The organism is Kitasatospora sp. CB02891 (assembly GCF_002803145.1).
Classification (GTDB): domain Bacteria; phylum Actinomycetota; class Actinomycetes; order Streptomycetales; family Streptomycetaceae; genus Kitasatospora; species Kitasatospora griseola.
Window position 1 is genome coordinate 104,105 of the sequence record NZ_NNBO01000015.1, and the last position, 24,167, is coordinate 128,271.

Consider the following 24,167-nt stretch of genomic DNA (forward strand, 5'->3'; position numbering starts at 1 on the left):
CGGGCCCACTCCCCGGAGCCCAAGACCCATGAGCCTGCTCACGCGCAACGTCAAGCGCACCCGCCTCGTCCCCTTCGCCCCCTCCCTCGGCGCGCCGGTCGAACTGGTGGAGGAGGAGTACACCGTCGCCGTCCCCCGCGACTGGGACCGCGCCGTCCTCGGCACCGCCGCCGCCGGCACCGGCCTCCTCCTCGCGCTCGCCGTCACCTGGTCGACCGCCAGCATCGGCGGCCTGCTCGCCCTCAACGGCGTGGAGAAGAGCATCGCGTACGCCGTCGCCGCCGTCTTCGACCTCGCGTGGATCATCTGCATGGCCCTGGAGTGGCTCGCCCGCCACGACCCTCACCGGGCCCGCGCGCCGCGCATCGCCGGCTTCGTCTTCCTCGGCATCTCCATGGCCGCCATCGCCACCCGCGAAATCCTCCCGCACGGCTACTCCGGCATCGCCGTCGGCGCGATCGGCGCGGCCGTCTCCCTCGTCGCCAAGGGCGTGTGGACGCTCGTCATCAAGGCCAGCGCGAAGGAGCTGTCCCCGATCGCGCAGCAGTACGTCGCCCGCCGCCGCGCCGCTGCCGGCGCCGAACTCGCCATGGCTGGCGTCGAGCGGCAGCTGGCCCGCTCCCGCCACCAGCTCGATGCCTACCGCGAGGCGTACGGCCACGACACCGTCACCGTCGAGCGCCCGATCCCCGACCCGAACGGCCCGTCCGGACAGCCCGTCCGCGTGTCCGGCACTGTCCGCTCCGCTGTCCGGGCCGCGCTCACCACCATGCCCGACGCCAGCACCGCCGACATCGTCGAGCAGCTCGCCCGCGTCGGCATCGACACCGACGAGGACACCGTCCGGACCCTGTCCGAATCCGTGTCCGGACAGCACCCGGACAGCCAGGACAGCAGCTCAGCCACGGTGCTCGCCCTCGCCCCGCACGCCCCGGACGACACCATCACCGACACCGTCCGGTCCGCTGTCCGGTCCGTCGGACAGGACCTGGACACCGTCCTGGCCGCTGTCCGACGCGTCCACGGCACCGCGGTGAAGCGCGAGACCGTCCGCCGCCTCCTCTCCCGCTCCACCGGTTGAAGGGGAGCTGATGACCGCCGACACGACGAGCTGGTGGGAGCGCAACGCCGCCGAGAACGGCGCGGCCGACGCCGGCGCGTTCTACGCCGCCGCCCACGCGAAGGCCACCACCGCGGCCGCACCGACCAGCGACGCCCGCACCGGCCAGGTCCACGACCGCACCACCGGCCCCGAGACCGGCTACCCGTTCGGCCGCCCCACCCCCTGAGCGCCTGGTGCGCACCTCTGCACGCCCGGGGTGCGCACCACCCCTGACCTGGAGATACGTCCGTGATCTGGATCCTGCTCTTCCTGATCGGTCTGGCCCTCGACGCCGCGATCATCTGGCGCTGCATCCGCCTCCTGACCCGCCGTCAGGGGTGGCACCGGTGACCACCATCCCCCAGCTCCCGTCCGAACCGTCCACCATCCCGCCGTACCCCACCGAGCCGCCCACCGCCGCCGAGGAGCCGCCCCACGGCGGCGGCAACTCCCAGCAGGGCGGCGGCCGGTGGTGGCGCGCCGGCGGCGTCCAGGAGGACGTCCCCCCGCGGCCCGCCGAGCCCCCGACCTCGGGCATGCCGGACACCACCGCCCAGATCCCCGCCGCGTTCGGCGCCGCCGGCCCCGCCGACGCCGAGGCGATGCGGGCCGCCGCCGAGGCGTTCTGGGCACAGGCCGGAACCGTGATGGCCGCCCAACTCGGCCAGGCCGCCGACCTGATGGCCCACCGGGTCGGCGAGCAGATCGGCCAGATCGGCGAGCAGGTCCACCAGCTGTGGACCGAGACCGAGGCCCAGCGCTTCGCCCGCGAGCAGGTCGAGTACGAGGAGCGGATCGCCCGCCAACGCACCGAGCGCGACGCCCAGTTCGCCGCCGCCGGCGAGACCCGCGAGCAGCGCACCGAGCGCCACCGCGTGGAGCAGCTCCTCGAACCCGGCCCGCTCCAGCGCACCGACCTCGTCGGCATGGTCGACATGCTCGCCGCCCGGATCGGCGAGACCCCCGAGGAGCGCGCCGCCCGACTGGAGGGCGAAGCCGAGCTCGACAAGCGCCGCCGACGCGCCCGCCGGGACGCCGAGCTGGCCGCCGCCGGGGAGACCCCCGAGCAGCGCACCAAGCGCCACCGGCAGCAGGCCCTCGCCGACAAGCGCGAGGCCGCGAACCGGGCCCGGCGCGCACGCCGCCAGGCCGCCCGCCAGGCCGAGCCCTCGGACCGCTACAAGCGGTTCAGGAAGTGGTGCGTCCTCACCGCGATCAGCGCCACCGTCGGCTACGGGCTCGGCCTGGTCGGCCTGGCCTCGACCGGCGGCCCCCTCGCCGGACTCGCCCTCGCCGCCGTCGGACTGGCCCTCGACCTGTGGGTGCGCGACCACGGCCGCCAGCGCGTCAGCGAGGTCACCCGCTTCTGGCCCGTCGTGCTGCTCGTCATCGCGCGCATCCCGGTCGCCTCCGGCCTCGCCGTCGCCACCGGCATCGGCCCGCTCTTCCCCGCCCTGCACCTCTTCAACTGACCGTCAGGAGACACCATGAGCAGCCTCATCGCCCTCGGCACCGGCGGCGCCGCGACCGCCGCCACGTTCTACCTGTACGTCGGCGTCCGCGGGAAGAACAAGATCAAGGTCGACCCGGACCACGTCCCCTACTGGGCCTTCACCATCGGCATGCTCTCCGCCAACGCGGGCACCGCCTTCCAGCAGCTCTCCGGCATCGGCACCCAGCTCAACGCCTCGCTCCAGAGCAACGCCGCGCTCGGCGACTGGGGGGTCGGCGCGACGGCGACCATGCTGACGATCGCCGTGTTCGGCCTCAAGCCCCGGGCCTGGAAGGACGCCCTGTGCGGCGCGATCGCCCCGTCGCTGTTCGCCGCCGCCGGCGGGGTCTGGGTCATCCCCGCGTCCCTGTTCGGCGTCGTCACCTCGTTCGTGAGCTGAGGCCCTCATGACGATGAAGACGATGCTGTTCCCCACCGCGCCCCCGGCCACCGACCCCGACAAGCGGTACTGGTGGATCTCGATCGCCCTGTGGCCCATCACCGGGGCCATCACCGGCACCCCGCCCCTCGTCGCCAAGCTCACCGCGCCCCAGCGCAAGAAGCGCGCCCAGGCCGCCGACCTCCGCGCCCAGCAGGAGGAGCTCGCCGCCAAGGCCGCCGCCGCCGCCGAGGACGCCTTCCAGGAGAAACTGCAGGGCGAGACCGACCCCGCCAAGCGCGCGACGATGGTCGAGGCCCGGCACGCCGCCCAGGTCGCCGCCCGCCAGGTCCAGCAGGAGCAGGCCAAGGCCAACGGCAAGGCCTTCCGCAGCAAGCTCGGAGACCAGGCCGGCGCGGCCGCCCTGATGCTGGTCGTCGGCGGCCCCCTGATCTGGTCCCTCGCCCGCCCCTGGATCCCGATCGGCGCGGAACTCGTCGCCGCCGCCTGGTGGCTCGCCGCCCTCATCCACGCCCCCACCCCGGCCGACATGGCCGCCACCATGGCCGCCGCCGCCAAGCGCCAACGGCGGGCGGACACCGAGGAGTCGGACACCGAGGAGTCCGAGGACGACCAGGAGGAGCTCGACGACGACCAGGCCGACGACGACCAGGCCGACGAGGACGACTCCGCCCCCGCACCACAGCCCCTCACCCCCGCCGAACTCGCCACCACCATCGAGCAGATGGTCGCGATCCGCGCCACCACCGACGGCGGGGCCGGCAACGTGCTCCTCCCCGAGGCGCTCGCCACCCTCCAGCACTGCGGCCACTACCAGGGCTCCGACGCCCGCGGGTTCGGCGCCGCCGTGAGGGCCGCCGGGATCCCCCCGAAGAAGGCCGTGTCGGTCGTGATCAAGGGCGAACGGAAGACCTCCCCCGGATGGTCCGTCAGCCACCTCCGGGACCTTCTCGGCCGGGCCCCCTCCCTGCCTCCCCGACCGGCCGTCGACCACACCCCCGCCCAGGCCGCCTAGTTGGGCTCCGGCTCAGGGCCCCGCGGAGCCCTTCCGGAGCCCCTCTCGAAGCCCCTTCCGGGGCCCCTCCCCCAGGAGCGGGCCCCGCCCCTCCCCGGCCGACTACAGACCGCCTCCCACCTGCACAACTACCCGACTACAACCCCGACTACAGCCCGACTACACGCCCGACTACAGGGCACGAACCGACGGAGAACCCGATGCCCCGCACCCACTACAGCTACCAGCCCGCCCCCGGCGAACGAGTCACCGGCACCCACTTCGACGGCACCGCCCAGGAGCTCGCCGACGAGATCGCCCGCGACTGGCGCGCCGGCGGCGGCACCCCCGACGTGAAGGTCTGGGACGGCCCGATCACCGAACTCCCCGCCGCCACCGCCCGCTGACCCGACCCGCACGACCAAGGCCCCGCACACCACCCGGTGCGCGGGGCCTTCCCATGCCCGGGAGGCATCATGCTCGGCACCATCGGATTCCTGCTCCTCGTCGCCCACTACGCGGCCGACTACCTCTTCCAGGGCGACCGCATGGCCACCCTCAAGTCCGGCCCGGGCTGGCAGGGTTGGCGCGCGAACCTGCTGCACGTCGCCACCCACGTCGCCGTCACCGCGGTGCTGCTCGGCACCGCCCGGGCCGCCCTCGATCTCGACATCGCCCCGTGGCCGGCCGCGCTCGCCATCGCCTGGATCGGCTTCTCGCACGGCCTGATCGACCGCCGATGGCCGGTCGCCTGGTGGATGCGCAACACCGGCAGCGCAGCGTTCCTGGAGAGTGGTGCCGGCGCGCCGCTTGTCGACCAGGCCCTGCACATCACCGTCGGCCTCCTGCCCGCCGCGTTCGCGCTTGCCGCCCTGTAGCCGACGGGGGATGCCTGCACACTGGTGATGTGCAATATCTCTCCCTGCCCCCTGGCTACCTCACCACCGCCCAGGCTGCCCAGGCCGCCGGTGTGACCCCGGCAGTCATCCGCGGCTGGGTCCGCCGAGGCCGTCTCACCCGGTGGGGAGGCAGCGCCCACCACCCGATCTACCGCGTCGCCGACGTCATCGCCGCCCGCCCCACATCAACTGACCAGGGCGCTTGACACCGCCCCTGACCAGGGCGCACGATCTTGCCAGATCTTCCTGCCCGAAAACGGCAGAGTCCAGACCTTCGAGAGCCCCGCGGCCGAGCAGCAGCCGCGGGGCTCTCGCCGTTTCAGACCGTCGACGTTGACCCCGGGGGTCAACATACGACGGCGCCGCCGGACCAACCCCCTACCCGGGATTCGGAGGTGCCCTCGTGCGCAGACGTCGCCCGTGCCTGGACTGCGGCACGCTCACCCGCAACGCCAGTAGGTGCGACACGCACCAGGCCGCGTGGCAGGCCCGGCAGGACCAGCTCCGTGGCAGCGCCACACAGCGTGGGTACGACTCCCGCTACCAACGCACAGCACGAGCAGCAGTGGCAGCACACCGAGCCCAGCACGGTGACTGGTGCCCGGGCTGGAACGTGCCCGCGCACCACGCCACTGACCTCACAGCGGACCACGTCACGCCCATGTCCAAGGGTGGAACCAACTCCGCCTCGAACCTCGCGGTGCTGTGTCGCTCGTGCAACTCCCGCAAGGGCAACCGCCAGTAGGACACAGCCAGATGTCACACAGTGTGACGAGTGACCGAGCCTTCGTCACGCAGTGGGGGGTGGGCGAAAGTTCGGAGCATGATCGTCTTCGGACCCGGCCCCCCAGCCCCCACACACGGCCGCGAAATTCGGGCCATTTTTGACCTTGGTCTTTCTCGGGGGTGTTGATCATGCCCGCAGGCCGGCCTCCAACGCCCACGGAGCGTAAGCGCCTCACCGGCAACCCCGGCGGCAGGCCCCTCCCGGAGCCGGTGGTGCAGCTGGCCGCGGTCGCGCACCTTCCGCCGCCGCCCGCGACGCTCGGCGACACCGGCCGAACGGTGTGGGACCGACTGTGGACCGCCGGCCAGGCGTGGCTGTCGCCGACCACGGACGTGGACGTGCTCACCAGGTTGTGCGAGGCGCACGACGAGCGCGAGGCGATGCGCGACCAGGTCGCCGCCGACGGCTACATGGTGGCCGGCTCGATGGGGCAGACCCGTGCGCATCCGCTGCTCGCCCAGATCCGCGTCCTGGAGGCGCAGATGACGAAGTGGGAGTCGCTGTGCGGCTTCACACCGACCGACCGGGCCCGGCTCGGCTACGCGGAGGTGAAGCGTGCCAGCAAGCTCGATGCGCTCATCGCGCGGCGCCAGGCGCGGGCGGCCGGCGGCGAGTAACTGGCCGCCCAGGTTCCTCACCCCGGTCCCGGCCGCGGACGTGCGCCGCGGCGACGGTCCTGCGGTGGTCGAGTTCGTCGAGACGCTGTGCACGGTCACGAAGGACTCGTTCGCCGGGCCGTCCGGGTCGCCGCTGCTGTTGCGCGACTGGCAGCAGACCCTGCTCGCGCACCTCTTTGCCCGCCGCGCCGACGGCCGGCGGCGACACCGCATCGCGCTGATCGGCGAGCCCCGGAAGAACGGCAAGTCCGGACTCGGCGCGGGCATCGCGCTGGACGGCCTGTTCGAGTGCGAGGGCGCCGAGGTGTACTCGTGCGCCGGCGACAAGGAGCAGGCCCGGATCGTCTTCGGCGACGCCAAGCGGATGGTCGATGCGTCGCCCGACCTGTCGGAGGCGATCAAGCCGTACAAGGACGCGCTGGAGGTCATCGGCTCCGGCAGCGTCTACCGGTGCCTGTCTGCGGAGGCGTTCACCAAGGAGGGCCTGCGGCCCACCCGGGTGGTCTTCGACGAGCTGCACGTCCAGCCGAACCCGGACCTGTGGAACGTCATGTCGCTGGCCATGGGCGCCCAGCTCGACCCGCTGATCGTCGCCATCACCACCGCCGGGGTGAAGACCGACTCCCGCGGCCTGGACTCGATCTGCTACCAGCTCTTCCAGTACGGGCAGCGGCTCGCGGCCGGCGAAGAGGTCGACCCGACGTTCTTCATGGCCTGGTGGGGCGCGCCGGACGAGGCGGACCACAGGCTGGAGGAGACCTGGCGGATCGCCAACCCCGCCTATGGCGACCTGATCGACCCGGAGGACTTCGCCAGCGCGGTGAAGCGCACCCCGGAGGCGGAGTTCCGCACCAAGCGCCTCAACCAGTGGGTGAACACCGCCACCGCCTGGCTCCCGGCCGGCGCGTGGGACGCCTGCGCGGCGCCCGGGCCGATCCCGGACGGCACCGAGGTGTGCATCGGCTTCGACGGCTCGTTCAACGGCGACTCCACCGCGATCACCGCCGTCTCGTGCACCGAGGTGCCGCACGTCGACGTCGTCGCCGCGTGGGAGCGCCCGCAGCAGGCCGGCCAGGACTGGACGGTGCCGATCCTCGAAGTCGAGGACGCCCTGCGACAGGCCTGCCGCCGCTGGACGGTGCGCGAGATCGACTGCGACCCCTACCGCTGGGGCCGCACCTACCAGGTGCTCGAGGAAGAGGGCCTGCCCGTCGTCGAGTTCCCGCAGAGCCCGGCCCGCATGATCCCGGCCACCACCCGCTTCTACGAGTCGGTGATGAACCGGACCCTGACGCACTCCGGCGACCCGCGTCTGGCCCGGCACCTCGCCAACTGCGTGATCCGCACCGACTCCCGCGGCTCCCGGCTGAGCAAGGACGCCAAGCACAGCCCCCGCAAGATCGACCTCGCCGTCTCGGCGGTGATGGCGCTGGAACGCGCCGTCCAAGAGCCCGAACTCCCCCCCGAGCCGCAGTTCTTCAGCTGGGCCGACCTGTAGGAGGTGCCGTGAAGCCGCCCCACCTCAGAGTCTCCCGCACTGCGCTGTCCGACATCGTCGACCTGGCCGGCCTGACCTGTCTGGACGGCGCCGCCTGGTGGCTGCACCCGGTCGCCGGGCTCGCCGCGGCCGGCGCGCTGCTGCTGCTCATCGGCCGGGCGGTGAGCCGGTGAGCATCCTGCGCCGCGCGTTCGAACGTCGCGCCGTCACTCAGTGGGGCGACTCCTCCATCCCCACCAACGGGTCGCTGTCCGGCCTGTCGGCGGCCGGGATGCCGGTCACCGACCAGACGGCGATGCAGCTCGCTGCCGTGTGGGCGTGCGTCCGGATCCTGTCGACCGCGGTGTCCTCCCTGCCGATCGCGGCGATGCGCCCCCAGGGCGGCATCACCGTGCCGGTGCCCGACCAACCCGCCATCGTCGCCGATCCGTTCGGCGGCGCGAACGACCTGCGCCGCCTGTCCCGCCGGGCCGGCTTCCAGCAGCTCGCCGTCTCGCTCGGCCTGCGCGGCAACGCCTACGCGCTGGTCACCTCCAGAGACTGGCTCTTCCGCCCGACACGCCTGATGGTCCTTCACCCCGACCGTGTGAAGGTCGACTGGGACGACGACGGCGAGCGCTGCTACAGGGTCGACAACGAGCCGGTGGAGAACCCCGCCGACATGGTCCACCTGATGGGCATGTGCCTGCCCGGCGCGCCGACCGCAATGTCCCCGATCTCCTACGCCCGGCACTGCATCGGCCTCGGCCTGGCCGCGCAGCTTTTCGGCGGGAAGTTCTTCGAGAAGGGCGCCCACCTGAGCGGCGTCATCACCGTCGACGCCGACCTCGACCGGGCCAAAGCCCGCCAGATGAAGGAGGCGTTCGAGGCCAGCCACTCCGGCATGGCCAGTGCGCACTCCATCGGCATCCTGTCCGGCGGCGCGAAGTGGCAGTCCATCTCCGTCACGCCGGAGGACGCCCAGTTCCTGGGCACCAAGGCGGCCGCCACCCTGGACGTGGCGATGCTGTACGGCGTCCCGCCGCACATGCTCGGCCAGGTCGACCGCACCACCAGCTGGGGCACCGGCATCGAGGAGCAGGGCATCGGGTTCCTCACCTACACGCTGGAGCCGCTGATCGGCGTCGTGGAGGACGCCTGGACGGCGATGCTGCCCCGCGGCACATCCGCCCGGATGGACACCACCGCGCTGCAGCGCACCAACACCTCCGGCCGGTACGCGGCGTACACCCAGGCGCGCACCTCCGGGATCCTCACGATCAACGAGTCCCGCGCCAAGGAGAACCTGCCACCGGTGCCGGGCGGCGACGACATCTTCGCGCCCCTCAACTCCGCGCACAGCGGTGCCAGTTCGCCCGGCGCGCCCGCGCCCGCCCCGTCCACCGAGGAGTGAGCCCATGGACCTGTCCACCCGGGCCGTGCGGCCCACCACCGTCCAGCACCGCAGCACCCCCTTCCGCGGGGTGGAGCTGCGTGCCAAGCCGAACGGCACCGGCGGCGAGAGCCTGACCTTCACCGGCTACGCCTCCGTGACCGAGCAGGGCTACGAGATGGAGGACTGGCTCGGCACCTACACCGAGGTCGTCCGCTCCGGAGCCTTCAAGAAGACCCTGAGCGAGGGCGCCGACGTGCCGTTCCTCGTCAACCACACCGGCCTGACGCTGGCCCGGACGAAGTCCGGCACCCTGCGGCTCGCGGAGGACTCCACCGGCCTGCACACCGAAGCAGACCTCGACCCCGCCTCCCCGCACGTCGCCGCTCTGCGAAGCGCGATGGAACGCGGCGACGTCGACGAAATGAGCTTCGGATTCTGGGTCACCCGCCAGCAGTGGTCCCCGGACTACGACCAACGGGACATCCTCGAGGTGTCCCTGAACAAGGGGGACGTGAGCGTCGTCAACTACGGCGCGAACCCCAACACGGCCGGCGCCCAGCTCAACGCCCGCGAACTCGGCGGCCAGCTGCAGCAGCTGAGCCCGGACGAGCGCCGCGCGGTGTACGAGCGCCTCGCCGCCGAGTTCACAGCCGCGCGCGAGGAGCCCGACGCGCCGGCCCTGCTCGGCCTCGACCAGGCCCGCGCGCGCTTCCTCGCTCTCTGACCACACCCCGCCTGCCGTCCGCGCCGGAGCCGCGCCGGCCGCCACGCCGCCCTCGGGCACCTGGCCGCCACCCGGACGTCCACCCGAGCCGCAGGCACGCCACCAACACCCCACCACCAGAAGGACGTTCACCATGTCCCGTGAGTTCATCGCGGCACTGCAGGACCGGCGTGCCAAGCTCAAGGCCGAGCTCGCCGAGATCCTGAAGACGCCCACCGCCGAGCGGCGCGACCTCACCCCGGAGGAGCGCGGACGGTTCGACGCCGCCGAGACCCAGATCCGAGAGATCGACGAGCGGATCGCCGAACTCGACGACCAGCTGCAGCGCGACGACGCCGCGGCCGAGCGCGCCAAGCGGTACGCGCCCAGCGTCGAGGTCGTCTCCGAGCCACTCACCTACGAGCGCCACAGCGGCCACTCCTACTTCCTCGACCTCGCCAACGCGACGCTGTTCAACAACGGCGAGGCCCGGCAGCGACTGCACCGGCACGGCCAGGAGATGGACGTCGAGATGCCGCGGCGCGAGAAGCTCCGCGCCGAGCAGGCCCGCAAGGAACTGCGCTCGATCGACCGCCGCTCCACCTTCGAACAGCGTGTCAACCCGAACAGGACCGATGGCCAGGGCGGCTACTTCGTGCCGCCGATGTGGCTGATCGACGACTACATCGACCTGCCCCGCTTCGGCCGGGTGCTCGCCAACTCCGTACGCCCGCTGACCCTCCCGGCCGGCACCGACTCCATCAACGTCCCCAAGGTCGCCACCGGCACCAAGACCGGCGTCCAGACCGCCGACGCCGCCGCGGTCACCTCCCAGGACCTCACCGACACCTTCGTCACCGCGCCGGTGCGCACCATCGCCGGACAGCAGGACATCGCGCTGCAGCTGCTCGACCAGTCGCCGGCCAGCTTCGACGAGGTGACCTTCGCCGACCTGATCGCCGACTACAACCAGACCCTGGACACCCAATGCTGGAACGGCTCAGGGAGCGCCGGCCAGCTCAAGGGCGTCCTGAACGTCTCCGGCATCAACGCGATCACCTACACCGACGCCACGCCGACCCTGCCCGAGCTCTACCTGCCCGCCATGCAGGCGCTGTCGCAGTCCGCGACCAAGCGCAAGATGATGCCCACCGCGGTGTTCCTCACCCCGCAGCGGTGGTTCTGGATGGCCTCCCAGCTCGACTCCCAGAACCGGCCGTTCATCCTCCCGGAGACCAACGCCCCCTTCAACCCGCTCGCCCTGCAGACCGGCGGTGACGTCGAGGGCCCCGTCGGACGCGTGCTGAACTTCCCGCTGCTGGCGGACGGCAACATCCCCGCCAACCTCGGGGGCGGCACGAACGAGGACCGCATCGTCGCGATGCGCACCTCCGACCTGTTCCTGTGGGAGGGCAACATGCGCACCCGCGTGCTGCAGGAGGTCCTCTCCGGCACCCTCCAGGTCCGCTTCCAGGTCTACAACTACGTGGCCTTCATGCCGGACCGCCGGCCGGAGACCATCTCCGTCATCTCCGGTACCGGCCTGGCCGCGCCGACCGGCTTCTGACCCCGCGCTCCCGGGGCGCCGCCCGTCCCCTCGGCGGCGCCCCGGGCACCACTCTGGAGGAACCGATGCACGACCGTGTCGCCGAACTGCGCGGCCTGCGCAACGAGTACGCCCGGCACTCCCAGTACGACCGCCCCGAGCGCGCCGCGCAGGCCTCCGCACAGGCCGAGCGCGTCGCCGCCGAGATCGAGGCGGACATCGAACACCTGGAGGACCGCGCGGCCGAGCTGGCCGAGCGCGGCCAGGACATCCCCGCCGGGGAGGCCGCTGCCGCGGCCCGCACCCTGCGCGCCGCCCTGGACGAGCTCACCGCCGACCCCGCGCCGCAGGCCGCCGCCCCGGCCAGCCGAGCAGCGGGCAAGGGCGGAAAGCAGGCCCCCGCCGCGGCCAAGCCGCCCGAGAACACCGGGAGCTGACGGATGCCGATCGTCGACCTGGCCTCCGTCAAGCTGCACCTCAACATCCCGACGACCGACACCCGCCAGGACCTGGAGCTGCAGCGGTTCATGGCCGCCGCCGACGACCACGTGCGCGACGTGTGCGGGCCGATCACCGCGGAGTTGCACACCGAGTGGCACGACGGCGGCCGGTCCACGATCGCCCTGGACTGGCTGCCGCTGGCGTCCGTGCAGACGGTCGTCGAGTACGTCGCCGCCAGCTCGTGGATCCTCACCGAGCAGCCGCTGGGCAGCAGCACCGACTCCTACGGCTACACCGTCGATGCGGAGCGCGGCTCCATCACCCGGCGCGCGGTCGGCGTCGCGGTCCCGTTCCCGGCCGGCACCCGCAACGTCAGGGTCGTCTACACCTCCGGCACCGGCGGCGCCGTCCCGGCGACGGTGTTCCTCGGAGCGCTGGAGCTGATCCGGCACCTGTGGCAGCTCACCCAGCAGGCCGCCAGGCCGGCGTTCGGTGCGACCGGCTCGTACGACGCCGACGGTGCCACGGTGCCGACCGGATTCGCGCTGCCCGCGCGGGTGTTGGAGCTCTGGAAGCCGTTCAAGCGGCCGCCGGGGGTGGCCTGATGAGCATCCCCGCCTCCTCCGTGCCCGCTGCCCGCCTATGGCTGTTCAAGGCGCTCGCGGCCCAACTCACGCCGGACAGCGGCCTGGTGAACGGGCAGGGCCACTACGGCGACCCGAACGCCTCGCTGCTGGTGTGCCTGGACGAGCCCGGGACCTACCAGCCTGCCGACATCGTGTCCGTCGGCAGGGTGGCCCGGGACATCAGCGTGTCCTCGATGGTCGGCTCCGGCGGCGCCGGGTGGCTGGAGGAGCACTACACGATCGCCATCGTCATCGAGGTCGCGCGCGGCGACGACGCCCAGTCCGCGTTCGAGCGCGCCGCCGACCTCGTCGACCAGGTCGTCGCCGTCGTCCGCACCGACCCCACCCTCGGCGGGACCGTCCTGGTGGCCCGGCCCACGACCAACACGATCGACGTCCTCTGGGCGAGCGACCACACCGGCCGGGTCGGCCAGGCCGAGCTGTCCATCACCTGCATGCAGCGCATCTAGGAGACCCCCGTGCCCACGTACACCTACGAGGGCGAGCCGGACCGGTACTACCCGACGCTCGCCCTCACCCCCGACCCGGGCGCCCAGTACGAACTGGCCGCCAACCCGGGCGACGGCCGCTGGACGCCGCCCGACCCCGCCCCGGCGCCCGAGCCCACCGCGCCGCCGACACCCCGCGCGGCCAAGACCGCCCCGGCCCCCGCCCCGGCGGCGCCGACCGACACCCCGAAGGCAGGTGAGTGACGATGCCTCAGCCCACGGAACGGTCCTTCGCCGGTATCGCGAAGGAGACCGTCTTCGGCACCGCGGTGGCGGCGACCGCGTTCATCCCGGTGACCGACATCAAGCCCAAGGACAAGCTCACGCTCCTGGACGACAAGGGCTACCGGGGCTCGATGGTCGAGGTCTACGACAAGATCTCCGGCCCGCTCTGGGCCGAACTGGAGTTCGGCGGCGACGTCATCCCCGACACCATCGGCTGGGCCGTCACCGGCGTCCTGGGCGACCTCACCACCACCGGCGCCAGCGCCCCGTTCACCCACGCCGCCGCGGTCCTCAACACCGGCACCGCCCAGCCGCCCAGCTACACCTTCACCGACTACTACGCGATCACCGCGCGCCAGTACGCCGGCCTGAAGTTCAGCGAGCTGGGCCTCAAGTTCTCCGGCGACGGGCTGCTGCAGTACTCGGCGAAGGGCCTCGCGCTGGCCTCCGCGGCCGCCAGCGCGCCCGTCCCGTCGTTCACCTCGGTGACGCCGATCGCCGGGTGGAACGGAGCCGTGCAGATCGCCGGCGTGTCCTCGCTGCTGCTGCTGGACGGCGAGTTCACCGTCAAGCGGCCCGTCACCGCGCTGAACACGGCCGACGGCTCGCAGGCCCCGTACGCGCTGTGGTCCGGCCCGGTCTCCGTGGCCGGGAAAATGACCTTGATCATGGAGGACGACGCCCAGCTCACCAACTACCTGACGAACGCGAAGCCCGCCCTCGACTTCAACTTCTCCCAGGGCGCCGGGGCCTCCGCGGTGCAGGTCAAGCTCCACGCGTCCAAGTGCGCGTACTCCGACGCGGAGATCTCCCGCGGCAAGGACTACATCGAGCTCTCCGTCACCTACGAGGCCCTGGCGAACGCCACCGACGCCGGTGCTTCGGGCGGCTACAGCCCCTGCAAGATCACCCTCCAGAACGCCGTGACCTCCGGGACGTACAAGTGACCGACATCGACATCCACTCCGCCAACCGCGTCCCCCTGCCGAACGGCCAGTGGGCCGACCTGCGGCCCGTGCAGGACATCCGCGAGCGGGCCCGCCGCCCGATCCGCGCCAAGACGATGCAGCTGCTCGCCGACGCCTCCTTCACCTCGACCATCCAGGGCGCCATCGCCGACGGCATCACCGCGCAGACCATCAGCGACGAGGACAAGCGGCGCATCGGCGCGTCCGTCTCCCCGGAGATGATGACCGTCCTCGAGGACGTCCAGGACCTGCTGCTGGTCGCGGTGGTGCGCGGCTGGAGCTTCCTCGACGAGCGCGACCAGCCGGTGCCGGTGAGCACCGAGGGCGTCCTGGACCTGCCCGGGCCCGCCCTCGACGAGCTGAAGCGCATCGTCGCGCCGTACCAGAGCGCGCTGAACCCCAACCTCGCCGAGCCGAACCCCGACCCGGCATCCCCTACCGCGCCCTCCGGCGGCTGAGGGGCGCGCTGGAGGGGATGCGGTACACGGCCGACCAGGTCCCGTACGAGGAGTACCGGACCTGGCGGCTGTGCACGCTGCTGCACTGCCCGCCGTCCGCGCTCGACGACGAGAGCGCGCTCACCCTCGACTGGCTGCTCGCCGTCGACGACACGGTCTCGAAGCTGCGCTCGGACCGGGAGAAGGAGGCGGCCCGTGGCTGACGGGATCGGGGTGTCGGTGCGCGGGGTGCGCGAGGCCCAGGCCGCGGTGGTGGCGCTGGACAAGCGGATCGACCTCGCCACCCTCAAGGCCCTGAAGGCCGTGCAGGGCGTCACCAAGTCGGCCATCAAGTCCGGCCTGCGCGGCCGGCCGCGGTGGGACCACCGCGGCAAGTCCTCCCGGACCGGCGGCGCCGTGAACCTGGGCCTGACGCCCCACCACGTCACCAAGTCCGGCGGCCCCGGCCGGCTCACCGGCTCGCTGTCGAAGGCCATCAGGTCCGACAAGCGGCCCCGGCCGGTGCCCGGCGGCGGCTGGAACGGGGTCGTCCTCGCCGGGTCCAAGGGCGGCCCGCAGAACCTGTACAAGGGCCAACTCGAGGCCCGGTACCCCTACTTCAAGCCCGGCGTGAACAAGGCGATGCCCAAGATCGAGGGCATCTGGGTGGCCGCGTGGAAGAAGGCCACCAGCTGACAGGCCGAACGGCCTGACCACAACTCAACAGCGAGCACCGATGGGAGGTGGCCGACTTGGCCGGACTGCCTCCCGTTTTCATCGAGTTCCTCGGGTCGTCCAAGGGCGTCAAGACCGCCATGGCCGAGGTCCGCACCGAGCTTGCGTCCGCGGACGCTGCCGGCGCGGGCGCGTTCGCCAAGACCGGCATGATCGGCAAGGCCGCGATCGCGGGTCTCGGTCTGGCCGCGTTCGAGGCCGGGAAGCACGCGGTGGAGGCCGCCGGAGACTTCCAGTTCCAGATGACTCGCATCCGCACGTCGGCGGGCGAGGCCGCGGAGAACATGAAGGCGGTCGGCGACGGCGTCCTGTCGATGGCGGGCGAGGTCGGCCAGAGCACCGAGCACCTGACCGCGGGCCTCTACCAGATCGAGTCGGCGGGCTTCCACGGCTCCGCCGGCCTGGAGGTGCTGCGGGACTCGGCGATGGGCGCGAAGGTCGGCGCGGCCGAGTTGGCGACCGTCGCCGACGCGGTGACCACCGGCCTCAACGCCTACTCGATGGGCGCCGACAAGGCCGCCGAAGTCACCAACGCCCTGGTGGCCACCGAGGCGAACGGCAAGACCAACATGGAGGCGCTGGCCGGCTCCATGTCGAAGATCCTGCCGACCGCCGCGGCCGCGAAGGTCGGCCTGAACGAGGTCCTCGGCGCGATGGCGACGATGACCGCGCAGGGCACCACCGCCGACGTCGCCGCCACGTACCTGCGGCAGACCATCGGCGCGCTCTCCAACCCGTCCGGCAAGGCCGCGATGGAGATGAAGTCGCTCGGCCTGTCGGCGGTGGAGGTCGGGCAGAACCTCGGCAAGAACGGCCTCGCCTCCACGCTGGAGATGCTGACCGACGCCATCCAGTCGAAGATGGGCCCGGCCGGCACCGTCCTGATCGAGCACCTGCGCAAGGCGTCCGCCAACACCTCCGACTACGAGAAGGTGCTGGCGAACCTCGCGCCCGAGCAGCAGACCTACATCGGCGCGCTCGCGACGATGGTAGGCGGCACCAAGAGCATGATGGCCGCGCTCCAACTCACCGGTCCTCACATGGAGTTGTTCCGCCGCAACACGGAGACGATCAACGAGCACGTCAAAGAGGGCGGCCAGGAGATCGAGGGCTGGGCCGACGTCCAGGCCAACTTCAACCAGAAGCTGGACTCGGCGAAGGCGAGCGCGGGGGCGCTGGCGATCCAGATCGGCCAGTACCTGATGCCGTACGTCGAGAAGATCGCCGTCGTGGTCGCCAACAGCGCGAGGTGGATCACCGAGCACGCCCTGGCGGCGAAGATCGCCGCCGGGGTCATCGCCGGGGTCCTGGTCGTCGCGCTGGTCGCGCTGACCGTGGCGATGTGGAACTTCACCGCCGCGGCGCTGGCCAACCCGGTGGTGTGGATCATCATCGGGGTGATGGTGCTGATCGCCGCGATCGTGCTGCTGATCGTCCACTGGCGCGCGGTGTGGGACTGGATCCGCGGCGCCGCCCTGGTCACCGCGCGGGTCGTCGTCGCCGCCTGGCACTGGCTCTCCGACCAGACGTCGCAGATCTGGGACGCCATCGTCGGCTGGGTCGTCGGAGCGTGGAACGCCACCGGCGCGTGGCTGTCGTCCGCGTGGCACACCGTGGTCGACCCGCTGGTGGCCGCGTGGAACTGGCTCTACGCGGTGACGTCGCAGATCTGGAACGCCGTCGCCGGCTTCTTCGCGAAGTGGTGGCCGCTGCTGCTGGTGATCTTCCTGCCCGTCATCGCGACGATCGTCGCGCTGTGGAACCGATTCCACCAGGCGGTCTTCGACACGGCCGTCTCGGTGTGGCACAACGTCGTCGCGTTCTTCGCGTGGATCTGGAGCGGGATCGTCGCGGTCGCCGTCGGGTTCTGGCAGGCCGTGCACGCCGCGGTCATCGACCCGATCATGCTGATCTGGACCGACATCGTCATCGTGTGGACCGCCCTGATGATCTGGCTCTCCGCGAAGTGGGACCAGATCACCACGATCGGGCGCCTCGCCTGGCTCGGGTTCAAGCAGGAGATCCTCACCCCGGTCCACGAGATCTGGACGGAGATCAGCTCCGTCTTCGACCGGGTGACCGGCACGATCGGCGATGCCCTGTCGTCGGCCTGGGACATCGCCGCCGGCTTCGGCCACCGGTTCGGGTCCGTCGGCTACGACATCGTCATGGGCATCGTCCACGGCGTCGAGTCCGGGGCCAGCTGGCTCTACGACGAGCTCAAGAACCTCGCGAACAACGCCCTCGACGCCGCCAAGAGCTACCTCGGCATCAAGAGCCCCTCGCGGGCGTTCGCCGACCAGGTCGGCGGCTGGATCCCCGCGGGCATCGCACAGGGCGTGCGCGCCCAGGCCTCCCAGGCCGCCGCGGCGGTCACCTCGGTCGCCCAACAGGCCCTGGCCGCCGCCCAGATGCCGGCCATGCCCGGCCTCGGCAGCGGAGGCCTCGCGCTCGCCGGCGCGGGCGGCGGCCAGATCGTCCAGCAGAACACCCACATCACCGTCCAGGGCTCCGTCCTGGCGGAGCGCCAGCTCGTCGACATCGTGCGGGCAGGCACCCTGCAGGACGGCGCCCGCAACAACAGCACCTACCCGTCGTACAAGCGCTAGGAGGCCACGTTGCCGAACCCGAACTGGCCGCTGATCGAAGAGTCCTGGGGCCCGAACTGGGGTGCGGCCGGGGGCAACCTGCCCGGCGTGCGGTGGGCCGAGATCACCCGCCGCGTCATCGGCACCACGGCCGCCCAGCGCGGGCGCCAGTACGAGCTGGACCAGGTCCGCGCCGGCGAGTACCGGCTCACCCTCGACAACACCGACGGCGCGTTCGACCCCACCAACACGGCCGGCCCCTGGTACGGGCGCGTCGTGCCGTACCAGCCGGTCCGCAAGCGCGCCCAGTGGCCGGCGACGATCAACCTACTGAACCAGATCCAGGCCACCGGGGGCGACGCCGGCGGACAGCCGCTCGGACCGATCAGCGGCAGCGCCACGCAGATCTGGAGCGAGCTCGATCCCACGGGCGGCTCCATCGCCGCCAGCGCCACCGCTTTCCGCGGCGCCCGGGTGCTGCAGTTCGCGGTTCCGGCGGGCGCGCCGGTCACCGCCACCATCCTCTTCACGGCGGAGCCCGCGGCCGAGGGCGGCACGACCTACACCATGCAGGCCAGGATCCGGGCCGTCACATCCGGCACCGTGCAGGTCCGCCCGTACATCGGCGCGTACCTGATCCCGGGCGGCAGCAGCACCAAGACCTTCGGCGCGACCGTCACCCTGACCGGCTCGCCGACCGCCGCGTGGACACAGGTCACGGTCACCGCCACCCTCCCGGCCGGTGTACTCGGGCTGGCCTGCGGCGTGATGCCCGCGGCAGCCCCCGCCGCGGCCATCACCGTCCAAGTCGACGAGTGGCAGCTGGAGAAGGCCTCGGCGGCGTCGGCCTGGGTCCAGCCCGGCACCTGGTACCCGATCTACGCCGGATTCGCCGAGCGGTGGCCGCAGACCTGGACCGACCCGACACGGGCCGTCTGCACGCCCACGTGCGTCGACACCTTCGCGCTCCTCTCCCAGGTCCAGCTGCGCGATCCGCTCTCCCAGGAGATCCTCTCCCGCTCTCCCAGGTTCCTCTACACCCTCGGCGACAGCCAGGGCGCGACCACGTTCGCGGACACCGCCGGCACGAACCGGCCCGCCCCGGTCAACGTCAGCAAGTACGGGCCCGGCACCATCACCTCCGGCACCCAGATCACCTCCGCCAGCCCGGGCGGCGCCTTCACCGGATCCACCGGCACCGTCACCAGCATCCTCAACGCCAACCCCGGCACCAGTCTCCTCAGCGCCGCCTCCTACATCTCGCTCAGCAGCGCCGGCATCACCGGTCCCGCGGACCCCTCCGCCTGGACCCGCATGATCGCCTTCCGCTACACCGCGGGCAGCACCCCGTCCGACGGCGCCATCATGTGGTCGAGCTTCGAGAGCCGACGGGTCAACAACAACCCGGGCGGCTCCCGCATGTACTGGCAGATCGACACCGCCGCCCGCTTCGGGATCGCCATCTCGGGGCCCGGCGGCTCGATCTCGGTGTACAGCCCGTCCACGGCGAACGTCGCCGACGGGAACTGGCACCTGGCCATCGCCAGCTACAGCCGCGCGAGCGGCTACCTGATCATCAACTTCGACGGGACCAACATCTACTGGCCGTTCGCTGCGGCGAACGAACCCACCGGGCTGATCAGCGACAACCTCGGCGCCTACGTCGACCCGACCGCCGGCAACGGCACCATCGACACCTGGCAGGGCGACCTCGCGTACGTCACCGAGTGGCCGACAGCCCTGGCCGACACCGACATGACCACGATCTACACCGCGTGGAAGTCCGCCTTCGCCGGGGACTCCACCGACACCCGCTACACCCGCATCCTCAACTGGGCCGGGTACACGGGCAGCACCAGCATCCAGGCCGGCCTCACCAGGGCCATGGGCCCCGCCACCGGCGGCACCGACGCCCTGTCCGCGCTCCAGGACGCCACGGCCACCGAGGCCGGCACGCACTACGTCGACCGGGCCGGAACCCTGACGTTCCGCGCCCGCTCCGACCGCTACAACAAGCTCGTCAGCGCCTACGTGTTCGGCGACGGCCCCGGCGAGTACCCGTACGAGCCCGGCGTCGCGTTCGACTACGACCCCACCCGGCTCGCCAACATCGTCACCGCCACCAGGGCGAGCACCGGGCAGGTGTTCACCGCCGTCGACCAGCCGTCCATCACGCAGTACTACCCGCGGACCATGTCCCGCTCCATCAACACCGCCTCCGCGCTCGAGGTCCAGGACGCCGCGAACTACCTCCTCAGCAGGTACCGGCAGCCCGCGCTGCGAATCACCTCCCTGGTCCTCAACCCGGGTGCCAACCCGGCGCTGTGGCCCGTGTGCCTGTCGCTGGAGCTCGGCATGCGCGTCACCGTCAACCGCCGCACCGCCGCCGGGAACCTCATCTCCCAGCCCTGCTTCGTCGAGAACATCCAGCCCGCGATCGCCGCCGACAGCGCGACCTGGACGCTGCAGCTCTCCCCGGTCGACACCACCCCCTACGGCGTCCTCGCCGCGTTCCACACCGCGGTGGCCACCACAGTCGCCGCCGGAGCGACCAGCATCATCATCAAGAACCCGCCGGGCCAGAACAACACCGACCCGGCCGCCGCCCAACTCCCCGCCGGCGGGCAGCTGATCCTCGGCCTGGGCACCGCCAACCAGGAGACCGTCACCATCCTCCGCGTCGGCAGCAGCACCGCCGGCTGGACCGCGGTGACCGTCTTCTTCACCGCCGCCACCACCAAGGCGCACACCGCAGGCGACGTGGTGTGCGAAGCACTGCCCGCCGGCGCCACCGACCCCACGGCCTGGGACGCCGTCAGCCGCCTCGACCAGCACGCCTACGCCTACTAGGAGCCCGCGTGGCCAACCTCCCCGTCCCGGTCTGGGCGACCAACTTCGCCCCGGGCCAGTTCGACACCGCCGCGTCGATGAACGTGATCGGCAACAACGGCACCTTCCTCACGAACCCGCCTCTGTTCGTCGGCACCCAGAGCACCGTGCAGTCCGTCCCGAACAGCACCTGGACCGCGCTGGCCCTCGACACCACCCAGACCGACCTGTACGGCGGCCACAGCAACACCACCAACTCCAGCCGCTACACCGCGCAGGTCACAGGCTGGTACACCGTGTGCGGCACCGCCGCCTACGTCCCCAACTCCACCGGATTCCGCACCGCCCGCATCCAGGTCAACGGGGCCGCGATCCCCGGAGCCGAGACCTACGGCCCGAACAACGGCACCGCCGAGTCCGTGATCGTCACCCCGACCCGCGACGTGTACCTCACCGCGAACGACTACGTCGAGGTCGCCAGCTGGCAGAACTCCGGCGGCGCGCTTAACACCAGCGTCGGCGGGGAAACTCGCTGCGCACTATTCGTGAGGTACTCCCATGCCTGACCTCCAGGGAACCACCTGCGGCGCGTGCCCGGCCGCGGCCGCCGTGCAGTGGCGGCGCCGCAGCGCCGCCGATCCGACGCACACCGACGCCGTCTACAGCTGCCCCCAGCACGCGATCACCCTGAACGCCGCCGCGCACGTCCACCAGGCCGACTGCCCCGCCCCGGACCCGGCGCTGCTGCCGGCCTGCGGCTGCGACCCGGAGCCGCTCCCGCCGCCGGAGCCGATGGGCACCGAGACCACCACCCTGCCCACCGGCTGGGTCGTCCCCACCACCTGACCCGCCTTCACCACCACCCCGCCGCCGACAGGCGCTGGGGCCCTCACCCCTGGGAGTCGCTGTGACCCAGTACGGCGTGGACTACCCCTGGTCCAAGCCACCCCCGGCCGCGCTCCGCGACGCCGGAGTGGCGTTCGTGATGCGCTACCTCAGCAAGGACCCGTCAAAGAACCTCACCCTGGCCGAGGCCACCGCGCTCGCCGCTGCAGGCATCTGGTGCGGCGTCGTGTGGGAGACCACCGCAGGCCGGGCCCTCGACGGCCGGGCCGCCGGCGCCGCCGACGCGCGCGAGGCCGTCCGCCAGGCCGCCGCCTGCGGCATGCCGGGTGGTCGCCCGATCTACTTCGCCGTCGACACCGACACCACCTGGCCGCGGGTCGCAGCCTACTTCCAGGGCGTGCGCGACGTGCTGCCGGCCGAGCAGATCGGCGTGTACGGCGGCATCCGCATCGTCGCCGCGGCCGCCGACTCCGGCCTCGTCTCCTGGTACTGGCAGGCCGAGGCCTGGTCCGGCGGCCGCTGGGAACCGCGCGCACACATCCGTCAGGCCGGAACGTCCCGGATCGACGGCGTCGAGGTCGACAACAACACCGGCTGGGCCGACGACATCGGCCAGTGGATGCCCGGCCGCCCCTACACCCTGACCAACAACCCCGCGGCACGGTCGACCGACCGGCGCCGCCTCGACGAGGAGGTGCGCTGACATGGCGCTGCTGAGTGGCGACGTCAAGGCCGGATTCCTGGCCGACGACCTCGCGAACGCGACCTTGATCCCGCTGCCGCCGCAGAACGGCGGAGCCGTCGGCTGGGGCCAGGTCTACCTGTCCTTCGCGGCCGAGTTCGCCGACGCAGTGCTGCGGATCGCGGTCTGGAACGACCCGATCCAGGACTTCCGGATCACCGAGGAGCTTCATGTTCCGCGGGCCGGCGGGCGAGTCAACATCGCCATCCTGGACGGCGACCAGAAGGTGTCCGTGGGCCGGGTCAAGGCGAGCCCGGACGACACCGGCCGGTGCCCGGTCGGCTGGATGCTCGAAACCACCCTCAAGGCCTAGGAGTTGACCATGAAGGACTCGACCCGCCGACTGGCCCGCACCGTGTTCGCCGTGGTGGCCGGTGCGGCTGCCGGGATGCCGTTGCTGGTGCACACCGCCGGCCTGCCGGACACGCTGCCGGGCCTGGGCGCGGTGCTGGCCGTGTCGGGCGCGATCACCCGGCTGCTCGCGCTGCCGCTGGTGGACAGCTGGCTGCCGAGCTGGCTGCGGTCGGCGCCCATCCGGGCGGAGCTGCCGCCGATCCCGGCGGTGCGCGAGTGACCAGCCCGCCGCTCGACCCGGGCGTGGTGATCACCCCGGGCCAGATGTACGAGGAGGTCCGTCGGGTGGCTGACGGTCTGGTCCGACTCGAAGCGAAGCTGGACGCGCTGGTGACGGCTGATCGGGACGTCGGTGCGCGCCTGGACGACCACGAGCAGCGGCTGAGACGTCTGGAGGCCGGCCGCTGGCCGTTGCCGACGGTGGCTGCGCTGACCAGCCTCGCCGCCCTGGTCGTCGCCGCCATCCCGCTCGTGCAGCACTGACACCACCGCCCCGCCCGCTCGGCTTCGGCCCGGCTGGCGGGGCGGATTCGCCGTTTCCGGCGTGGCGGCACCGGGCGTTCGCCATGATGTGGCGTCATGGAAACCGACCCTCGTGATGCGTACATCGCCGACCTCCGGGGCGCCATCCAGCGCACCATCGCCGCGCTCGGCTTCACTGCCGGCCAGCTGGCGGTCGACGACCCTGAGCAGGCGGAGCGACTGCTGGCCGCTGCCGGTGATCTTATGGCTGCTCTGGAGCGCACCATGCTGCCGACGACCTGACACGCCGCACCGACTGGCCGCAGCCGCCCCGCTCGGCTTCGGCCGGGCGGGGCGGCTGGTCGTGTCCGGTGCTAGCCCTTCAGGGCGTCGGCGAGCGCCTTCGCCTGATCCGGCGACAGCCGCTGCGACACCCGCAGCACCGCCGTCTCGCGCACCACGTAGTCGTACTCGACGAGGGCGGGCATGGACTTCGTGACCTTCTCCAGGTAGGCCGCGCGGGCCGACGCGTCGGCGGCCGACGCGAACACCTCGATGCCGCCGCCGCGGATCACCGCGTCCTCGTCCTGGCCGTCGACGTCCTTGATGCGCGAGTCCTTGAACGCGACCTTCGACGTGTACTGGCCGGGCCGGCCGAGCAGGTGGTTCGGGTCGGTGTCGGCGGTGTACGCCTTCACCAACGTGATGCTGGGCGCGTGGGCGGTGAGCGCCGCCAGGGCGGCTGTCGCGTCGAGCTGCTGCTTCACCGGTGCCGCGTTGGAGGCAGCACCGGTCGGCGCCGCTCCCGTGGCGGCGGGCGGCGTCGATGTCGTCGAGCTGCTGCTGCAGCCGGTCACGATGAGGGCGATGCCGACGGTGGCGGCGGCAAGAGCGGTGCGGCGCATGGTCTCCCCTGGGGTGGTGATGTACGGGGGGACCGTACCGGCCAAGTAAGAGGCGTGTACTTGATGTGCCCGTCCCGTAACACTGCC

33 protein-coding genes are annotated in these 24,167 nt (G+C 72.0%); 32 read left to right on the forward strand and 1 reads right to left on the reverse strand.

Annotation, left to right across the window (positions count from 1 at the left end):
- Positions 1-28 precede the first annotated feature (28 nt).
- From CG736_RS28320 to CG736_RS28465, 32 genes are all read left to right on the forward strand, one after another.
- Positions 29-1,081 carry a hypothetical protein gene (locus tag CG736_RS28320; RefSeq protein WP_100588996.1) on the forward strand — a complete coding sequence of 351 codons (1,053 nt, stop codon included), beginning with the start codon at positions 29-31 and terminating at the stop codon, positions 1,079-1,081.
- Positions 1,082-1,091: 10 nt separating this feature from the next.
- Positions 1,092-1,289, forward strand: coding sequence for a hypothetical protein (locus tag CG736_RS28325; protein ID WP_100588997.1), 198 nt, complete (start codon positions 1,092-1,094; stop codon positions 1,287-1,289).
- Between the two features lie 160 nt (positions 1,290-1,449).
- Positions 1,450-2,574 carry a hypothetical protein gene (locus CG736_RS28330; protein ID WP_100588998.1) on the forward strand — a complete coding sequence of 375 codons (1,125 nt, stop codon included), beginning with the start codon at positions 1,450-1,452 and terminating at the stop codon, positions 2,572-2,574.
- Positions 2,575-2,589: 15 nt separating this feature from the next.
- Complete coding sequence (locus CG736_RS28335; RefSeq protein ID WP_100588999.1) at positions 2,590-2,994, forward strand: hypothetical protein; 405 nt, start codon at positions 2,590-2,592, stop codon at positions 2,992-2,994.
- Between the two features lie 7 nt (positions 2,995-3,001).
- Positions 3,002-4,009, forward strand: a complete 1,008-nt coding sequence (locus tag CG736_RS28340; RefSeq protein ID WP_100589000.1) for a hypothetical protein — start codon at positions 3,002-3,004, stop codon at positions 4,007-4,009.
- A 200-nt stretch (positions 4,010-4,209) separates the two neighbouring features.
- Entirely contained in the window at positions 4,210-4,395 is a 186-nt protein-coding gene (locus CG736_RS28345; RefSeq protein WP_100589001.1) for a hypothetical protein, read from the forward strand.
- A gap of 69 nt (positions 4,396-4,464) precedes the next feature.
- Positions 4,465-4,866 (forward strand): DUF3307 domain-containing protein, encoded by a 402-nt coding sequence (locus tag CG736_RS28350; RefSeq protein ID WP_100589002.1) that lies wholly within the window; start codon positions 4,465-4,467, stop codon positions 4,864-4,866.
- A gap of 29 nt (positions 4,867-4,895) precedes the next feature.
- Positions 4,896-5,093: a hypothetical protein gene (locus tag CG736_RS36600; RefSeq protein ID WP_157815772.1), complete on the forward strand. Its 198-nt coding sequence runs from the start codon at positions 4,896-4,898 to the stop codon at positions 5,091-5,093.
- 407 nt (positions 5,094-5,500) lie between these two features.
- Positions 5,501-5,632 (forward strand): HNH endonuclease, encoded by a 132-nt coding sequence (locus tag CG736_RS38445; protein WP_255419040.1) that lies wholly within the window; start codon positions 5,501-5,503, stop codon positions 5,630-5,632.
- A 254-nt stretch (positions 5,633-5,886) separates the two neighbouring features.
- Entirely contained in the window at positions 5,887-6,291 is a 405-nt protein-coding gene (locus CG736_RS28360; RefSeq protein WP_232734237.1) for a phage terminase small subunit P27 family, read from the forward strand.
- A 64-nt stretch (positions 6,292-6,355) separates the two neighbouring features.
- The gene (locus CG736_RS28365) at positions 6,356-7,789 is read left to right on the forward strand and encodes a terminase large subunit domain-containing protein (protein ID WP_232734238.1); all 1,434 of its coding nucleotides are present in this window, start codon (positions 6,356-6,358) and stop codon (positions 7,787-7,789) included.
- Positions 7,790-7,797: 8 nt separating this feature from the next.
- Positions 7,798-7,962 (forward strand): hypothetical protein, encoded by a 165-nt coding sequence (locus tag CG736_RS37220; protein WP_198520637.1) that lies wholly within the window; start codon positions 7,798-7,800, stop codon positions 7,960-7,962.
- Positions 7,959-9,182, forward strand: a complete 1,224-nt coding sequence (locus CG736_RS28370) for a phage portal protein (protein ID WP_100589006.1) — start codon at positions 7,959-7,961, stop codon at positions 9,180-9,182. The genes CG736_RS37220 and CG736_RS28370 overlap by 4 nt, the downstream gene beginning before the upstream one ends.
- A 4-nt stretch (positions 9,183-9,186) precedes the next feature.
- Positions 9,187-9,888 carry an HK97 family phage prohead protease gene (locus CG736_RS28375; RefSeq protein WP_100589007.1) on the forward strand — a complete coding sequence of 234 codons (702 nt, stop codon included), beginning with the start codon at positions 9,187-9,189 and terminating at the stop codon, positions 9,886-9,888.
- 133 nt (positions 9,889-10,021) lie between these two features.
- Entirely contained in the window at positions 10,022-11,434 is a 1,413-nt protein-coding gene (locus CG736_RS28380) for a phage major capsid protein (protein ID WP_100589008.1), read from the forward strand.
- A 65-nt stretch (positions 11,435-11,499) separates the two neighbouring features.
- Entirely contained in the window at positions 11,500-11,850 is a 351-nt protein-coding gene (locus tag CG736_RS28385; protein ID WP_100589009.1) for a hypothetical protein, read from the forward strand.
- Positions 11,851-11,853: 3 nt separating this feature from the next.
- The gene (locus CG736_RS28390) at positions 11,854-12,459 is read left to right on the forward strand and encodes a hypothetical protein (protein ID WP_100589010.1); all 606 of its coding nucleotides are present in this window, start codon (positions 11,854-11,856) and stop codon (positions 12,457-12,459) included.
- Positions 12,459-12,950 (forward strand): hypothetical protein, encoded by a 492-nt coding sequence (locus CG736_RS36605; RefSeq protein WP_157815773.1) that lies wholly within the window; start codon positions 12,459-12,461, stop codon positions 12,948-12,950. Before CG736_RS28390 ends, CG736_RS36605 begins: the two co-directional genes overlap by 1 nt.
- A 9-nt stretch (positions 12,951-12,959) precedes the next feature.
- A complete protein-coding gene (locus CG736_RS28400; protein ID WP_100589011.1) occupies positions 12,960-13,193 on the forward strand; it encodes a hypothetical protein in 234 nt (77 codons plus the stop codon).
- Positions 13,194-13,195: 2 nt separating this feature from the next.
- On the forward strand, positions 13,196-14,161 hold the full coding sequence (locus CG736_RS28405) for a phage tail tube protein (RefSeq protein WP_100589012.1): 966 nt from the start codon (positions 13,196-13,198) through the stop codon (positions 14,159-14,161).
- The gene (locus CG736_RS28410; protein ID WP_100589013.1) at positions 14,158-14,640 is read left to right on the forward strand and encodes a hypothetical protein; all 483 of its coding nucleotides are present in this window, start codon (positions 14,158-14,160) and stop codon (positions 14,638-14,640) included. Before CG736_RS28405 ends, CG736_RS28410 begins: the two co-directional genes overlap by 4 nt.
- Positions 14,641-14,657: 17 nt before the next feature.
- On the forward strand, positions 14,658-14,843 hold the full coding sequence (locus CG736_RS28415) for a hypothetical protein (protein ID WP_100589014.1): 186 nt from the start codon (positions 14,658-14,660) through the stop codon (positions 14,841-14,843).
- The gene (locus CG736_RS28420) at positions 14,836-15,315 is read left to right on the forward strand and encodes an SIMPL domain-containing protein (RefSeq protein WP_100589015.1); all 480 of its coding nucleotides are present in this window, start codon (positions 14,836-14,838) and stop codon (positions 15,313-15,315) included. The genes CG736_RS28415 and CG736_RS28420 overlap by 8 nt, the downstream gene beginning before the upstream one ends.
- Before the next feature lie 56 nt (positions 15,316-15,371).
- Positions 15,372-17,963 (forward strand): phage tail tape measure protein, encoded by a 2,592-nt coding sequence (locus CG736_RS28425; RefSeq protein ID WP_157815774.1) that lies wholly within the window; start codon positions 15,372-15,374, stop codon positions 17,961-17,963.
- Positions 17,964-17,972: 9 nt separating this feature from the next.
- On the forward strand, positions 17,973-20,792 hold the full coding sequence (locus tag CG736_RS28430; RefSeq protein ID WP_100589017.1) for a hypothetical protein: 2,820 nt from the start codon (positions 17,973-17,975) through the stop codon (positions 20,790-20,792).
- Between the two features lie 8 nt (positions 20,793-20,800).
- Entirely contained in the window at positions 20,801-21,337 is a 537-nt protein-coding gene (locus CG736_RS28435; protein WP_100589018.1) for a hypothetical protein, read from the forward strand.
- Positions 21,330-21,617: a hypothetical protein gene (locus CG736_RS28440; RefSeq protein ID WP_100589019.1), complete on the forward strand. Its 288-nt coding sequence runs from the start codon at positions 21,330-21,332 to the stop codon at positions 21,615-21,617. Before CG736_RS28435 ends, CG736_RS28440 begins: the two co-directional genes overlap by 8 nt.
- Before the next feature lie 61 nt (positions 21,618-21,678).
- Positions 21,679-22,320: a glycoside hydrolase domain-containing protein gene (locus tag CG736_RS28445; protein WP_232734239.1), complete on the forward strand. Its 642-nt coding sequence runs from the start codon at positions 21,679-21,681 to the stop codon at positions 22,318-22,320.
- A gap of 1 nt (position 22,321) precedes the next feature.
- Positions 22,322-22,672: a hypothetical protein gene (locus CG736_RS28450; protein WP_100589020.1), complete on the forward strand. Its 351-nt coding sequence runs from the start codon at positions 22,322-22,324 to the stop codon at positions 22,670-22,672.
- A gap of 9 nt (positions 22,673-22,681) precedes the next feature.
- Entirely contained in the window at positions 22,682-22,933 is a 252-nt protein-coding gene (locus tag CG736_RS28455; protein WP_100589021.1) for a hypothetical protein, read from the forward strand.
- Positions 22,930-23,196, forward strand: coding sequence for a hypothetical protein (locus CG736_RS28460; RefSeq protein ID WP_232734240.1), 267 nt, complete (start codon positions 22,930-22,932; stop codon positions 23,194-23,196). Before CG736_RS28455 ends, CG736_RS28460 begins: the two co-directional genes overlap by 4 nt.
- A gap of 96 nt (positions 23,197-23,292) precedes the next feature.
- Positions 23,293-23,478, forward strand: coding sequence for a hypothetical protein (locus CG736_RS28465; protein WP_100589022.1), 186 nt, complete (start codon positions 23,293-23,295; stop codon positions 23,476-23,478).
- A gap of 71 nt (positions 23,479-23,549) precedes the next feature.
- Here CG736_RS28465 and CG736_RS28470 read toward each other — a convergent pair whose 3' ends face one another.
- Positions 23,550-24,125, reverse strand: a complete 576-nt coding sequence (locus tag CG736_RS28470; protein ID WP_232734241.1) for a hypothetical protein — start codon at positions 24,123-24,125, stop codon at positions 23,550-23,552.
- Positions 24,126-24,167 lie beyond the last annotated feature (42 nt).